General features: G+C 32.6%; 12 protein-coding genes. 3 read left to right on the top strand and 9 right to left on the bottom strand.

What is annotated here, in order from left to right:
• Positions 1–6 precede the first annotated feature (6 nt).
• From BUC03_RS11275 to BUC03_RS11265, 3 genes are read left to right on the top strand one after another with little or no spacing between them, the layout of a single operon-like run.
• Positions 7–597: a LemA family protein gene (locus BUC03_RS11275; protein WP_073151951.1), complete on the top strand. Its 591-nt coding sequence runs from the start codon at positions 7–9 to the stop codon at positions 595–597.
• Positions 598–606: 9 nt separating this feature from the next.
• On the top strand, positions 607–1,044 hold the full coding sequence (locus BUC03_RS11270) for a TPM domain-containing protein (protein WP_073151947.1): 438 nt from the start codon (positions 607–609) through the stop codon (positions 1,042–1,044).
• On the top strand, positions 1,044–1,874 hold the full coding sequence (locus BUC03_RS11265; protein WP_073151944.1) for a TPM domain-containing protein: 831 nt from the start codon (positions 1,044–1,046) through the stop codon (positions 1,872–1,874). Before BUC03_RS11270 ends, BUC03_RS11265 begins: the two co-directional genes overlap by 1 nt.
• Before the next feature lie 136 nt (positions 1,875–2,010).
• Here BUC03_RS11265 and BUC03_RS11260 read toward each other — a convergent pair whose 3' ends face one another.
• From BUC03_RS11260 to BUC03_RS11220, 9 genes are all read right to left on the bottom strand, one after another.
• Positions 2,011–4,824, bottom strand: coding sequence for an outer membrane beta-barrel protein (locus BUC03_RS11260; RefSeq protein ID WP_073151942.1), 2,814 nt, complete (start codon positions 4,822–4,824; stop codon positions 2,011–2,013).
• Between the two features lie 61 nt (positions 4,825–4,885).
• Positions 4,886–5,350, bottom strand: a complete 465-nt coding sequence (locus BUC03_RS11255; RefSeq protein ID WP_073151939.1) for a hypothetical protein — start codon at positions 5,348–5,350, stop codon at positions 4,886–4,888.
• A gap of 169 nt (positions 5,351–5,519) precedes the next feature.
• Positions 5,520–6,824, bottom strand: coding sequence for a ribosome biogenesis GTPase Der (der, locus tag BUC03_RS11250; protein ID WP_073151936.1), 1,305 nt, complete (start codon positions 6,822–6,824; stop codon positions 5,520–5,522).
• Positions 6,825–6,905: 81 nt separating this feature from the next.
• Positions 6,906–7,790, bottom strand: a complete 885-nt coding sequence (gene era, locus BUC03_RS11245) for a GTPase Era (protein ID WP_073151933.1) — start codon at positions 7,788–7,790, stop codon at positions 6,906–6,908.
• Between the two features lie 114 nt (positions 7,791–7,904).
• On the bottom strand, positions 7,905–8,549 hold the full coding sequence (gene trhA, locus BUC03_RS11240; RefSeq protein ID WP_073151930.1) for a PAQR family membrane homeostasis protein TrhA: 645 nt from the start codon (positions 8,547–8,549) through the stop codon (positions 7,905–7,907).
• A 186-nt stretch (positions 8,550–8,735) separates the two neighbouring features.
• Positions 8,736–9,200 (bottom strand): RNA methyltransferase, encoded by a 465-nt coding sequence (locus tag BUC03_RS11235; protein ID WP_073151927.1) that lies wholly within the window; start codon positions 9,198–9,200, stop codon positions 8,736–8,738.
• A 119-nt stretch (positions 9,201–9,319) separates the two neighbouring features.
• Positions 9,320–10,774, bottom strand: coding sequence for a TolC family protein (locus tag BUC03_RS11230; protein WP_394333513.1), 1,455 nt, complete (start codon positions 10,772–10,774; stop codon positions 9,320–9,322).
• On the bottom strand, positions 10,767–13,970 hold the full coding sequence (locus tag BUC03_RS11225) for an efflux RND transporter permease subunit (protein ID WP_073151921.1): 3,204 nt from the start codon (positions 13,968–13,970) through the stop codon (positions 10,767–10,769). Before BUC03_RS11225 ends, BUC03_RS11230 begins: the two co-directional genes overlap by 8 nt.
• A gap of 24 nt (positions 13,971–13,994) precedes the next feature.
• Positions 13,995–15,077, bottom strand: coding sequence for an efflux RND transporter periplasmic adaptor subunit (locus BUC03_RS11220; RefSeq protein ID WP_073151918.1), 1,083 nt, complete (start codon positions 15,075–15,077; stop codon positions 13,995–13,997).
• Between the last annotated feature and the right edge of the window lie 88 nt (positions 15,078–15,165).

The following is a 15,165-nucleotide window of genomic DNA, read 5'->3' as shown; positions in this document are numbered from 1 at the left end:
TTTGCAATGAAAAAATGGCTTATCCCAGTAATTATAATAGTAGTTATAGGTATTATAGGTTACAGTTTAACCGCAGGTGTAAATAATACCGCGGTAGAATTAGATGAAAATGTAAAAGCCTCTTGGGCTAACGTAGAAAGTGCCTACCAACGTAGAACAGACCTTATACCTAATTTAGTAAGTACCGTAAAAGGTGCTGCAGATTTTGAACAAGAAACCTTAACAGGTGTAATAGAAGCAAGAGCAAAAGCAACCTCTGTAAATATTAACGCAGATAACTTAGATAGCGAATCTCTACAGAAATTTCAGCAAGCGCAAAGCGGCCTTTCTTCTGCATTAAGTAAATTAATGGTTAGTGTAGAGAGATACCCACAGTTAACCGCTACACAAAACTTCTCTAACTTACAATCTCAATTAGAAGGTACAGAAAATAGAATAAATGTAGAGCGTAATCGTTTTAATGAAACGGTAAGGGAATACAACACCTACATTAGAAAATTTCCTAATAATATTTTTGCAGGAATGTTTGGCTTTGAGAAAATGGCATCTTTCACGGCTGATGAAGGAGCTGAAAATGCACCAACTGTAGAATTTTAATTAAAAATTATGAGCAACCCTAACAATTTTATTTCACATCTAGAGGAAGAAGAAGTAATTGAAGCTATAAAAACTTCTGAAAAAAACACCTCTGGAGAAATTAGGGTGCATATAGAAAGTAGATGTACTAAAGATATTTTAGAGCGTGCTAAAGAAGTTTTTTACGAGCTAAAAATGGATCAAACTAAACTTAAAAACGGGGTACTTATCTATTTAGCTATAGACGACCATAAATTTTATATTATGGGAGATCAAGGAATTAATGACGTGGTTGCAGATGATTTTTGGCAAAGCACCAAAGATGTGATGCAAGCACATTTTAGAAAAGGAAACTTTAAACAAGGATTAGTAGACGGCATTTTAAAGGCAGGAGACCAACTGAAATATCATTTTCCTTGGGCTTCAGATGATGTGAACGAACTTTCTGACGAAATATCTAGAGGATAATGCATAGTAAGATTTCAGTTAAAAAAATTCAACATCCACTTATTCTATTGTTTTTATTACTGGTAAGCTTTACCAGTTTTGCTCAATTAAATATACCAGAGAAACCATCTGAAGAAACTAGTGTTTATGATGGTGCTAGTGTTTTAAGTACTTCAGAAAAAAATGCTTTAACGCAAAAATTAGTACGTTATGCTGATACTACCTCTACCCAAATTGTAATTGCTACTATCCCAACTTTAAATGGAGAGTATATTGCTACTTATGCAACAGAATGGGCACACAAGTGGGGTATTGGGCAAAAGGGGAAAGATAATGGCTTATTGATATTACTATCTAAAAACGATAGAGAAATATCGATTGCAAATGGTTATGGCTTAGAAGAATACATGACAGATGCGGTAACCAAAACCATTATTGATCAAGTTATTTTACCCGAGTTTAGAAGCGGAAGCTATTACCGTGGTTTAGATGAAGGAACTACAGCTATTATGCAAGTTTTAAACGGTACTTTTGAAGCTAATCGTAATCAAAAAAATATAGATTTTAATCCGTTTCCTTTAATTATCATCTTCATCATTTTTATTGTTATTATTATTTCTGTTATAAAGAAAAATAATGGCGGCGGTGGCAGCAATGGTGGCCGTAGAAGTAGAACTGGATCTGACACTATTTTAGACGCTCTTATTTTAAGTAGCCTAGGCCGAGGTATGTTTGGCGGAGGTTCTTCTGGTGGTGGTTTTGGTAGTAGCGGTGGCGGTTTTGGCGGCGGCTTTGGTGGTGGTTTTGGCGGCGGCGGCTTTGGCGGCGGCGGCGCTAGCGGAAGCTGGTAAAAAATATCTTAATATTATTTAAAAAGCTAAAATTTAATTTAGATTTTAAGTTTTAGCTTTTTTATTTTAAAAAAACTAAAAAGCCACTTCTAAAAATTAAGAAGTGGCTTTTACCAACATTTATATAAACACTAATTTAAAATCTTCCTCCTCGACCTCTTCCGCCGCCTCCTCGGCCTCCAGGTCCTCCTCTTCTGGTTGGAGCGGTTTTACTACCTCCAAATTGGCTAAACTTGTAGGTAAAACTAAACATTACATACTGCTTTAAAACTAACTGCTCTGTATCTTGTATATAATCTTCTCCAGTATATCTTGAGGTTGATAAGTTTTCATCTAACACATCAAAAACTTTAACTTTTATTATTCCGTCTTCTCCTAGCAACTCATACCCTAGACTTAAATTCCATAATACATAGTTATTTTTAAATCCAGGAGAAATATTACCTAAATGTTGGTAACTTAAATCACTACCAATAATAAATTTTTCTGGCCAATAAGAGGTTATTTCTAACCCTAAACTATGGTTGGTATAATTTTGATCTAAGCCTGTACTTAAACTATATTCTGCTTGATTGTAAGTTAATTGGTAACTAGGATCAAAAACAAATAAATCACCTATTTCATACCTTAAAGATAATTGTGGTGTTAGTGTGTATGTTTCTGCATCATATTGCTGTGCGTTAGAAAAACCAACACTTCTATTTACACTCGCTCTAAAACCTAATTTTGGTTTTAAAGTATTCTCATTTTGAAGCTCGTAACTTTTTGTAAAATTAAAACCACTATATAAGTTATAAGCTCCGTTTACATTAGTATAAGTTGTTGTTCTTACCAAATCTTCATCTGTAGTTGTAAAAGACACTATTTGATCGTTATAAAAACTACCACCTAAATACAAGTAAAATCCTGTTCTTGATCTAAAATCGTAGTTATTAAAATTCGTATAAAAGCTATGGGTTAATGTAGGGTCTAGATTTGGATTACCAGTTACAATATTTAATGGGTTAGTGGTATTAGTTACTGGCTGTAACTGAGTAATAGAAGGTGTGTTTCTTGAGTTTCTATAATTTACATAAAGAGATTTTGTTTTGGTAATTCTATACCTTAAATAAGAATTCACAAATAAATTATTGTAAGTATTATCAAAAGAGCTACTAGTGAAGATATCTTCATTTTTAATTCTTATATTTTGTAAACCTCCAGAAACACTTCCTCTTAATTTATCATTTTCAAACACTAAACCTAATTGTGGTTGATGTGTAAACGTTTCTGAAATAAAATCACTACTTAAACTATTGTCTAATACATCATAGCTTTCTGTGTTTTGATCTTTATTATATACTAAACGGCTACTAGTTCTATCTGCTTTAGCGTAAGAGTATTCTACATCTAGCGAAAGCTCATCTGTTAAAGGAAGACGGGACTCTAACTCTAATTCATACTCATCTTCTCTTGTATCTTGCTCTATAAACTGATCTTGAAGAAGGGTTTCGTTTAAATTTCCATCTTCATAAATTTCTGTGGTAGAGTTATATATCTGATCTTCTCTAGAATCTGTATTACTATTATTAAAACCTACTCTTACATAAGCACCTTTGCTCCCAAACCTTCTTGTAACATCTAATTGGTTGCTAAAGTCTGAACTTACAATATCTGTAGACTCGTTGGTGGTAGCATTGTTAATTGGAGATCCATCTTCTAAAAAAGATTCTGTAAAAGAATTACTGCTAGAGTAACCATTATTTACGGTTAAATTTGGTCTAAAAGAGATTCTAGTTAAGGTGTCTAACCTATATTCAAAATTTAATCCTGCTCTGTGGTTATTGTTTACTTTATCTGAAGAAGAAACTGAATTGTTAAAATACCTGCTATCTGGTAAAATATTTTCTCTTTCTAACTTCGTAGCAGTTTGGTTATCTGCTCTGTTATAAAAATAGTTGGCATTTACTTCTATTTTATCATTCCACTCGTTAGCAAAATTTAAACCTCCGTTTTCTGCTTTAGTTACTCCACTACTACCTCCAGAATCTGAACCATCACTATTTCTTGAAATAGAATAAGCACTACGGCCCATTGCATCAAAAACCTCATCAAAAGTAAAACCAGAAGAGTTTATATTATTAGAACTACCTAACACACTTAACCTTAAATCTTCTTTAAAGTAATTAGCAATTCCGCTTAACTCATAACGCTCATCTGTACCTCCACCGGCAGTTAGTCTAGAAAAATAACCTTCATTTTTATCTTTCTGTATGGTTATGTTTATGGTTTTATTTTCTGAGTCTCCCTCTTTACCTGTAAATTCTTGGGCTTTAGTTTTGGTATCTACTACTTGAATTTTATCTATAATTTCTTTTGGCAAGTTTTTAGTAGCAATTAGTGGGTCGTCACCAAAAAACTCTTTTCCGTTCACTAAAATTCTAGATACTGTTTTCCCGTTAACGGTAATATTACCATCTGAGTCTACATCTACCCCTGGCAATTGTTTTAAGGTTTCTTCTAAATTTGCATCTGGTCTAGTTTTAAAAGATGCTGCATTAAACTCTAAGGTATCTTTTTTGATGGTTACAGGAGCTCTATCTGCTTTTACCAAAACTTCTTCTAAACTATTGGTTGAAAATTCTAAAAGAATGTTTTTTAAATCTATAGAAGAATTTTCTTTTAGGCTTAATTGTTTTTGGTAAGTATTAAAACCTGTATAACTAATAAAGATATTTACTAAATCTGCATCTGTGTCTCCTTCTAAAATAAAATTACCTGCGATATCAGAAATAGTGTAAGTAACAAGGGTGCTGTCTTTCACTTTTTCTATATAAACAGTAGCAGACTCTAATGGGGTTTGCTCGTTGTCTATTACTTTTCCTTTTATTTCAAAGTCTTGAGCATTTCCTGTAAAGGAATAAAAAAGGGCGATTAATAAAGTAAAGATTACTCTAGGGTAGAATTTCATAAGTTAATATTGAGTAGTTAAGTTATATGCTTAGACTACTCAAAATCTTAATAGTTTAACTTCAATAGGAAATAATTTTCATGCTTTTACATTTTTTAGTGGTATCACAGTAAAGTGTTTCACCACAACCCCAATATTTTTTACCTTCCATTATTGCTATATTAGGGTAACAATCATCTACCCCAACACAAATCATATACATGCTATAAAAACTACCATCTTCTTTAAAAAACAGCTTTTCCTCCTCTTCTACAAAAATTCTTGCCACTCTTATTTTCTGGATGGTATCCTCTAAAATTACACAGTGATAACTTTCTTGTTTTTCTGCTAACGTTATATTTTGATGAACGAATATGTTATGAAAATTAGGCTGTACACTATCTTTTATAAAAAGTTTATTTACCACTTTTTTCAAGGAATCTTGATTTTTGAGCACCCACTCTCCAGAAACTTTCTCTGCAACAGCTTGTTGAGCATTACCTAAATTATAAATACAAAAACAACAAATAAAAATAAATAACCTCATAAGATTTAAAATTTAATTAAAGAAGATTAATAAAGTTAGACACTTGATTTTTTATTCCAAAATTACAAACCACTTCTAGATATAACCTTTGGGTATAAAAAAATCACTCTAAATATAAACAATTATATCTAGTGTGATCTTTATTATAAAATTTTAAAAGTGGGTTTGTTTACTTTTTACGCATATAAACAGAAACCGGAACTCCGTTAAAATCGAATTTCTCTCTTAATTTATTCTCTAAAAACCTTTTGTATGGTTCTCTTACATATTGTGGTAAGTTACAGAAAAATGCAAATTGTGGTTGCGGAGTAGGTAATTGCGTGATAAACTTAATTTTTACAAATTTACCTTTATATGCTGGTGGCGGATAGTTTTCTATTAAAGGAAGTAAAGTATCATTTAACTCACTTGTTTTAATCTTTTTACTTCTGTTTTTATAAACCTCTACAGCCGTTTCTATCGCTTTAAATATTCTTTGCTTTTCTAAAACAGAAATAAATACAATTGGCACATCTGTAAATGGCTCAATTTCTCTTCTAATATCTGCTTCTATTTTTTTCATGGTATTGGTTTCTTTCTCTACCAAATCCCATTTATTTACAAGAATTACAATTCCTTTTCTGTTACGCTGTGCTAGCCAAAAAATATTTTGAACTTGCCCATCAAAACCACGAGTTGCATCTAATATTAAAATACAAACATCTGAGTGTTCTATAGCTCTTACACTACGCATTACCGAGTAAAACTCTAAATCTTCCTTTACCTTAGCTTTACGTCTAATACCTGCTGTATCTACTAAGTTAAACTCAAAACCAAAACGATTGTATTTAGTATCTATAGCATCACGAGTAGTACCAGCTATGTCTGTTACAATGTAGCGCTCTTCCCCAATTAAAGCATTGATAAAAGAAGATTTTCCTGCATTTGGACGACCTACTACTGCAAATCTTGGTAAATCTACCTCTACTTCTTCTTCTTTTTCTGGTAATGCTTCAACTAAAGCATCTAATAACTCTCCTGTACCACTACCGTTAATCCCTGCAATGGTATAAAATTCACCTAAACCAAGAGAATAGAACTCTACTGCATCTGCTTGTCTAGAACTATTATCTACTTTGTTTACCGCTAAAAAAATAGGCTTTTTAATTTTTCTTAGCAATTTTGCTACCTCTTCATCCATTGGGGTAATCCCACTATCTACATCTACCATAAAAATAATAGCATCTGCCTCATCAATAGCAAGCTCTACTTGTTTGTCTATTTCTGTTTCAAACTCATCATCACTTCCTACTACATAACCACCGGTATCTATTAGAGAGAATTCTTTTCCGTTCCAATCAGATTTTCCGTAATGACGGTCTCTTGTAACACCGCTAACCGAATCTACAATTGCCTCTCTACGTTGAATTAAACGGTTAAAAAAAGTAGATTTCCCAACATTAGGACGACCTACGATAGCTACAATATTGCTCATAATCAATTTATTTTCGGCACAAAAATACGGCTTAAAAAATGGATTTTAAGCAACTAATGTATTTTTATGTTTAATAGAATTTTATTTCTGGTTATAACCGAACCTTTTTAGTTGGCGTTCGTCACTTCTCCAATTCTTATTCACCTTTACGTAAAGTTCTAAATGCACTTGTTTACCAAAGAATTTTTCTAGGTCTTTTCTTGCTTCTACCCCTACTCTTTTTAATGCGCTTCCTTTATGGCCAATAATGATTCCCTTTTGGGTTTCTCTCTCTACCATAATAACACTTCGCATTCTAATAATAGTGTCTTCTTCTAAAAACTCTTCTGTATCAATTTCTACACTATAAGGAATTTCTTTTTTATAATGCAAAAGTATTTTTTCTCTTATAATTTCATTTACAAAGAAACGCTCTGGCTTATCTGTTAATGCTTCTTTATCGTAAAACGGAGGAGAATCTGGTAACAACGCTAGTATACGGTTAAAAACCTCTGAAACTCCAAAATTTTCTAATGCTGAAATTGCAAAAACTTCTGCATTTGGCACTTTAGCTTTCCAGATGCCAACTTGCTCTTCTACAGAAATTTGGTCTCCTTTATCTACTTTATTCAGCAATAATAAAACTGGAATTTTTGCAGAAGTAATTTTTTCAAAAAACGCTTCGTCTTTTAGTTCTTTTTCTCCTAGCTCTACTAAATAGATAAGTACATCTGCATCTTCAAAAGCAGATTTTACAAAATCCATCATAGAAGATTGAAGCTCATAAGCTGGTTTAATAATACCAGGTGTATCACTTAAAACTACCTGAAAATCTTCTCCATTAACAATTCCTAAGATACGATGTCTCGTGGTTTGTGCCTTACTAGTAATAATAGACAAACGCTCTCCTACAAATGCATTCATTAAAGTAGATTTACCTACGTTTGGATTACCTACAATATTTACAAAACCTGCTTTGTGTGCCATAATTTTTATTTATGCTGCAAAGATACTTCAAATTCTGTTACCATTTAAAAGGGAAGTTTAAAGCTATTTTACGTTTTATAAAAAAACAACTTACTTATTAACAACAAGATAACCCTAAACAATTATGTATTGATAAATTGCGAAGAAATGAGACAAAGAGCCTAGTAATACAAATAGGTGAAAAATAGCATGGTTAAATTTAAGTTTTTCAATCATAAACAAAACTGCGCCAAGGGTATAAAAAACTCCTCCTGCAAATAGTAAATATAAACCTTGTGTAGCTAAATTATCTATTAAGGGATTAATAACAAAAATTACTAACCATCCCATTAACACATATAATATTGTAGAGAGTAATTTAAACTTACCTGTAAAGAAAATTTTTAAAATCACTCCAAAAAATGCAATAGTCCAAACTACAAAAAACAAAATAAGTCCTGTATTTTTAGGTAATGTAATTAAAGTAAAAGGAGTGTAGGTACCTGCTATTAAAACATAAATTGCAGCGTGATCTAAAATATTAAGTTTTGTTCTTAAAATTCTATTTTTAGTGGCATGATAAAAAGTAGAAGCACTATAAAGAATTATTAAACTTATCCCATATACTACTACACTAGCTACGTAATTATTCTGATTTAATTTTAATGCTTTATAAACCAGAAAAAATAACCCTACCACGCTAAGCAACAAACCAATTGCGTGAGAGATAACGTTTAACTTTTCTTCTTGATGTGAATAGTAAGAGGTTTTTGTTTTCACAGGTATTTTAAAATTGAAAATGTGCTCAAAATTACTATTTCTACGAAAAAAAAGAATTAATTAACTATCAATTAATCTTTTAAAAACTTTTAGCCTCTATTACATAACTTAAAAAATCCCTCTCCAAACCAGAAGTTCGAAAAGGGATTTCTCTAATATAAAGAAATTATATGTTCTATGCAAATTTTAAAGAACCACAGTTCCTTTTAAACTTCTGTCGTACAACACGATACTACCCGCCACAGATACGTTTAAACTAAGGGGAGTTTTAAATTTCACTATTTTATGACATTTCTCTATTGCTTCATTAGTTAAGCCATGATCTTCTGCACCTAATAAGTAAACACACCTTCTAGGATGTTGAAATTCTTCTAACCACTCTGCATTATCTGTTAACTCTACCCCAATTAATAAAGCACTTTTAGGCAAGTGCTTATAAAACTCTGTAAAACTATCATAATGAAAATAAGGTATAGCACCCACAGCTTTGTGGGTATCACAAGCTTGTTTTTGGTATCTGTTACCTATGGTGAAAATAAAACTTGCTCCAAAATTTTGTGCAGACCTCCACAAAACACCAAGATTTTCTGGAGTTTTACCGTTTTGTATACCAATACCAAAATACCCTTGGGCTAAACTATCTATTGCCATGAATTACAATTGAGTGATTTTGCAGACAAAGTTATAAAAACCTAATTGTAACAAAAAAAGCCCTCTTATGAAAAAACATAAGAGGGCCATCAATTAAAACCAAACTATAAATCAAACAACTAATTTATTTTTTGCCTGCTCCAACCGCCACCTAGGGCTTGGTACATATTGACTAAAGCACTCATTTGCTCTTTTTTTGTTTCAACTAATTCAAATTTAGACTCTAAGGCATCTCGCTGAGTTAAAAGTACCTCCATATAATCTGCTCTTGCAGAGATAAACAAATCATTAGAAATTTTTATAGACTTAGTTAAAGCTACAACCTCTTGCTCTTTTAAACCATAACTTTTTTCTAGATTATTTATTTTTGAAAGCTGGTTAGAGACTTCTATATAAGCATTTAAAATGCTTCTTTCATAATTATAAACCGCTTGCAACTGCTTAGAGTTTGCTGTTGAATAAGCTGCTTTAATTGCATTTCTATTGATTAACGGCGCCGCTATATCTCCCGCTATAGAATATAGTAAAGACTCTGGTGTATTTAATAAATACTTAGTATTAAACGCGCTAAAACCAACACCTGCAGATATACCCAAAGATGGGTAAAACCTAGCTCTTGCTACTTTTACATCTAATTTTGCGGCAGCTAAATCTAACTCTGCTTGTTTAACATCTGGTCTATTTTGTAATAATTGAGATGGTAAACCTGCTTGCAATGTATCTGGAATTAGGTTTGAGAAAGTTTCTGAATTTCTTTCTATTGGTTGAGGATATCTACCAAGCAAGAAGTTAATTTTATTTTCTGTTTCTGTAACTTTTTGTTGAATTTCAAATTGAAGACTCTTTGTTTTAAAGACTTCTGCCTCAAATTTTTGAACTGCTAACTCGGTAACTCTTGCCGTTTGCTTTTGAAGTTTTACAATACGTAATGCATTACTCTGAATTTCAATATTTCGTTTTAAAATTTCTAGTTGATTATCTAATGCTAACAATTCATAATAAGAATTAGAAACCTCAGCAATTAAATTAGTAATCATAAAATTTCTTCCTTCAACAGTAGATAGGTAACGCATCACCGCAGCTTTTTTAGCATTTCTTAATTTTCCCCAAATATCTAACTCCCAATTGGCATAAGCACCAATCATATAGTTAGGAAGAGGGTCTGGCATTGCCGTACCCTCTTTAATATCTAAGTTTTCTTCTACCGCCCCATCTCTAGTGTATTTACCAGATTTTTCAAGCTCTGCACTACCTTGAATTCCTACAAAAGGTAAATATTCTCCTTTTCTAGCTCTTACTTCATTTTTTGCTATTTGAAGTTCTTGTAGTGTAATATTTAATTCTTGATTATTTTCTAAAGCAACCTCTATAAGATTATTTAAATAAGGATCTATAAAAAACTCTCTCCAATCTATTAAAGCAGAATTAATACTATCTTGAGCCTCTTTATTAAAGCTATCGGGAACCTTGGTGTTTGCATCCCTTAAAGCTACATCTGGAGCTCCACAACTAGCCAAGATTAAAACTATAATGGCTAGTATACCAACATTTTTATAATTTGCTATTCTATTCATTTTTATCATTATCTTGAGTTGAATCAAATTGATCTATTCCGTGAACAAATTCTTCAGATAAAGATTCATCTTCTTCATCTCTAATTAATTTTCTGCCGCTTGCTAAGCTACCAAAGATGTAATACAAGCCAGGCACTATAATTACACCAAATACAGTCCCAAATAACATACCTCCTAATGCAGATGCACCTAAAGTTCTGTTACCTATAGCTCCTGCTCCGCTTGCTAACATTAACGGGATTAGCCCTGCAATAAATGCAAACGATGTCATTAAAATTGGTCTAAAACGTACTTTTGCACCTTCTATAGCCGCTTCTAATATTGTAGCTCCCTCGTGATGCTTTAATACAGCAAACTCTACAATAAGTACTGCATTTTTACCTAGAAGACCAACTAACATTATTAACCCTATTTGTGCATAGATATCGTTTTGAAGTCCCATCATTTTTAATAATAAGAACGAACCAAAAACACCTACTGGAAGTGAGAAAACCACCGTTAACGGAATAATAAAACTCTCATATTGAGCAGCTAACACAAAGTAAACAAATACCAACACTATTAAGAATATATAAATAGACTCGTTACCTCTTGTTGCTTCGTCATATGATAAACCTTCCCAAGCAATATCATAGTTTTTAGGTAATGTCTCTGCTGCTACTTCTTTTATAGCAACAATAGCATCTGCCGTGGTATAACCATCTGCTGGTAAACCTCTAATTGCTGCCGAGTTGTACATATTAAATCTTGTTACCTCATTTGGTCCCTGCATTTTTTTAAGTGTCATAAATGCAGAATAAGGTACCATTTCGTCATGATCATTTTTTACATACATATTCAAAATATCTGATGGCAACCTTCTAAATTTAGGATCAGATTGTACGTAAACCTTGAAGAATCTATTAAATTTAATAAAACCTTGCTCGTAAGTACTACCAATAAGAATATTTAAATTTTCCATAGCATCACCTATAGACACTCCTTTTTGCATTGCAAGCTCATTATTAATCTCTAGTTCATATTGAGGGTAGTTAGCAGCAAAGAAGGTAAAAAGACCTTTTAGTTCTTTTCTTTTTCTTAGATTACCCATAAACTCTTGATTAATTCTATCAAACTCTTGGTAATCTGTATCTGTATTTTCATCTAGCAAACGCATAGAAAAACCACCAGATGAACCAAAACCAGGAATTGCTGGCGGCTCAAAAAATTCTACCACGGCACCAAGGTCTTTAGATTTCTCTTCTAATTCTTCCATGATTTCTGTTACCGTATGCTCACGATCTAACCAGTTTTTAAGGTTAATTAAACACGTACCCGCGTTAGACCCTCTACCTTCTGTCATAATCTCATACCCTGCTAATGAAGAAACAGACTCTATACCATCTACCTCTTCACAAATAGCTTGAAGTTTTTTAGATACTTCGTTTGTTCTTTCTAAAGTTGCTCCTGGTGGGGTTTGTATAATTGCATAAATAGTACCTTGATCTTCACTAGGTACAAAACCAGATGGCAATACTTGACTCTCTAAGTATATACCAGCACAAAAAGCTATTAAAATACCAAAGGTTAGCCATCTTCTACTAACAATTTTCTTTAAAAGAACAACGTATTTACCAGTAAGTTTATCAAATCCTGCGTTGAATTTATCTAACCCTTTTGTTAATAAATTTTTCTTACGCTCTTTACCATGATTGTTTTTTAGCAACATTGCACACAATACTGGAGTAAGTGTTAATGCTATTAATGCTGAAATTACAATAGCACTTGCCATAGTAATTGAAAACTGTCTATAAAAAGTACCTACCGGCCCAGACATAAATGAAATTGGCAAGAATACAGAAACCATTACCATGGTAATTGCTATAATAGCTCCACTAATTTCACCCAATACTTTTTTTACAGCTAGATATGGAGAGATGTGCGGAAACTCTTCAAACTTAGCGTGAACGGCTTCTACCACCACAATAGCATCATCTACCACAATACCAATTGCCAGTACTAAGGCAAATAAGGTTACTAGGTTAATAGAAATTCCGAAAAATTGTATTACAAAAAAGGCTCCTACTAAAGAAACTGGTACCGCCAAAATAGGTATTAAGGTAGAGCGCCAATCTCCTAAGAAAATAAATACTACAATAGCTACCAAAATAAAGGCATCTCGCAAAGTATCTACCACTTGTTCTATAGAAGCATCTAAGAATTGAGAAACGTCATAACTCAATTTATAATCCATCCCCGGAGGGAAGTCTGCTTTCATATCTTCAAGCTCTTCTTTCACTTTATCTATTACATCACTTGCATTACTACCGTAACTTTGCTTTAGTACAATAGCTGCAGAAGGATGCCCGTCTAGATTAGAGTAAATATCAAAAAACTCACTACCTAATTCTACTCTACCAATATCTTTTAAATGAAGACTTTCTCCATCTGCATTGGCCCTAATTATAATATTTTCATATTCTTCTGGTTCGTTGTACCTCCCTTTATAAGTAAGTACATATTCTAACGATTGTGCTTCTATTCCAGAACTTCTACCCAATCTACCAGGTCTACCTACAATACTTTGTTCTTGCATGGCCTCCATCACCTCATCTACAGAAACATCGTAGGCACGCATACGATCTGGATTTAACCATACACGCATTGCGTATCTACGGCTACCCAAAATTTGTGATCTTGCAATCCCTTTTATCCTGTTTATTTCAGGAATCATTTTTACATTGGCATAATTGTATAGAAATTTTTCATCCATACTTTCATTTTTCGAGTATAGGTTAACGTACATTAACATACTCGGTTGGATAGGTGTAATGGTAACCCCTTCTCGTTGCACTAATTCTGGCAGTAAAGGCATTACCTGATCTACCCTGGTTTTAACCCGTACTACTGCTTCATTTGGGTCTGTACCTGGTTCAAAAATAATTCTTAATGTTGCTTCCCCTGCACTTGTTGCATCTGTAGCCATATAGCGCATATCTTGAACCCCGTTAATAGAGTTTTCTAGGGTAATTAAGGTAGATTTTACTAATACATCTGCACTTGCTCCTGGGTAAGCTATAAAAATATTTACCGTGGTAGGTGCAATTTGTGGGAACTGCGATATTGGCAGTTGTTTTATTGCGAGAGACCCCATAAAAACTATAATAATCGAAATCACTATAGCAAATACAGGTCTATGTATAAATTTACTAAACATGTTTTTATATTTTACTATTGATGATTACTCTGCATACAGCTGTAAGTGGCGTAGCATATCTTTAGGCTCTTCATAATCAAAAGAAATTTCATCTCCTTCTCTTACTTTTCTTAGACCTTCTAAAAGAATTTTATCTTCTTCTGTTAAGCCTTCTGTCACCACATAGATATGTGGTATTTCTCCTCCTATTTTTATTTCTCTAGAGTGAATTTTATTGTCTTCTGAAACCACATACACATAGTGCTTATCTAGTACTTCAAAAGTTGCTTTTTGAGGAATTAATAATGCATTATTAAAAGGTATAGTAGAGAGTATACTACCAGTTTCTCCGTGTCTTAAAAGCCCATCTGGATTAGAAAATGTTGCTCTAAAAGGAATATTACCAGTTTCATTATTAAAGTCTGCTTCAATAGTTTCTACTAGACCTTCTTCTGTAAATTTTTTATTATTTGCCATTAAAAGGCTTACTTTAGCTTGTGTACTATCTTGATGATTCATTTTAAAATCTAAGTACTCTGCCTCTGGTACATTGTAATACACCCACATTTTACTATTATCTGAAAGGTTAGATAACAGTTCACCTTCATCTACTAAACTACCTTCTCTTACTCTAAAACGGTCTATAATACCATCAAAAGGGGCTCTAATTTCTGTAAATTGTAAATGTACTTTAGCTAATTCTAGTTCTGCATTGGCTTTATCAAATTTTGCTTTTGCCATAGCAAGCTCATTAGATGCTACTACATTACTATCTGCCAAGGTAGTGGTGTTTTGATATTCTATTTTAGCAAACTCTGCTTCTGCTTTTGCCTTTTGCATTTCTGCTCTATAAAGGTTAGGCATAATTTGAAATAAAAGCTGTCCTTTTTTTACAGCCTGACCTTCATCTACATAAATATCTTGCACATAACCTCTTTCTTGTGCTCTTAACTCAATGTGACGAATAGATTGAATTTGACTTACATACTCTTTAGTTGTAATCGTATCTTTGATAATAGGACTAGTTACTAAAAGTTTTGATTTTTCTTCTTTATGTTCTTTTTTTGATTCACAGCTAGTATTTAAAACTACTGCAAACAAGCTTATTAGCATGAGAATTCTCCTCATCATAACTTAATTTTTTTATAATCTGAATGGATATATTTATTTTGTAAGAGTAATACATACACTTACAGTAGTCTGTTTAAAACAAAAC

The sequence above is a fragment of the Mesonia phycicola genome, assembly GCF_900141885.1.
Taxonomy (GTDB): domain Bacteria; phylum Bacteroidota; class Bacteroidia; order Flavobacteriales; family Flavobacteriaceae; genus Mesonia; species Mesonia phycicola.
This window is presented reverse-complemented; position numbering and strand designations above follow the sequence as displayed.

What these genes read in the sequence shown, in the direction of transcription:
- BUC03_RS11275 (WP_073151951.1), top strand. Translation starts at nt 7, where the DNA reads ATGAAAAAATGGCTTATCCCAGTAATTATAATAGTAGTTATAGGTATT.
- BUC03_RS11270 (WP_073151947.1), top strand. Translation starts at nt 607, where the DNA reads ATGAGCAACCCTAACAATTTTATTTCACATCTAGAGGAAGAAGAAGTA.
- BUC03_RS11265 (WP_073151944.1), top strand. Translation starts at nt 1,044, where the DNA reads ATGCATAGTAAGATTTCAGTTAAAAAAATTCAACATCCACTTATTCTA.
- BUC03_RS11260 (WP_073151942.1), bottom strand. Translation starts at nt 4,824, where the DNA reads ATGAAATTCTACCCTAGAGTAATCTTTACTTTATTAATCGCCCTTTTT.
- BUC03_RS11255 (WP_073151939.1), bottom strand. Translation starts at nt 5,350, where the DNA reads ATGAGGTTATTTATTTTTATTTGTTGTTTTTGTATTTATAATTTAGGT.
- der (WP_073151936.1), bottom strand. Translation starts at nt 6,824, where the DNA reads ATGAGCAATATTGTAGCTATCGTAGGTCGTCCTAATGTTGGGAAATCT.
- era (WP_073151933.1), bottom strand. Translation starts at nt 7,790, where the DNA reads ATGGCACACAAAGCAGGTTTTGTAAATATTGTAGGTAATCCAAACGTA.
- BUC03_RS11235 (WP_073151927.1), bottom strand. Translation starts at nt 9,200, where the DNA reads ATGGCAATAGATAGTTTAGCCCAAGGGTATTTTGGTATTGGTATACAA.
- BUC03_RS11230 (WP_394333513.1), bottom strand. Translation starts at nt 10,774, where the DNA reads ATGAATAGAATAGCAAATTATAAAAATGTTGGTATACTAGCCATTATA.
- BUC03_RS11225 (WP_073151921.1), bottom strand. Translation starts at nt 13,970, where the DNA reads ATGTTTAGTAAATTTATACATAGACCTGTATTTGCTATAGTGATTTCG.
- BUC03_RS11220 (WP_073151918.1), bottom strand. Translation starts at nt 15,077, where the DNA reads ATGAGGAGAATTCTCATGCTAATAAGCTTGTTTGCAGTAGTTTTAAAT.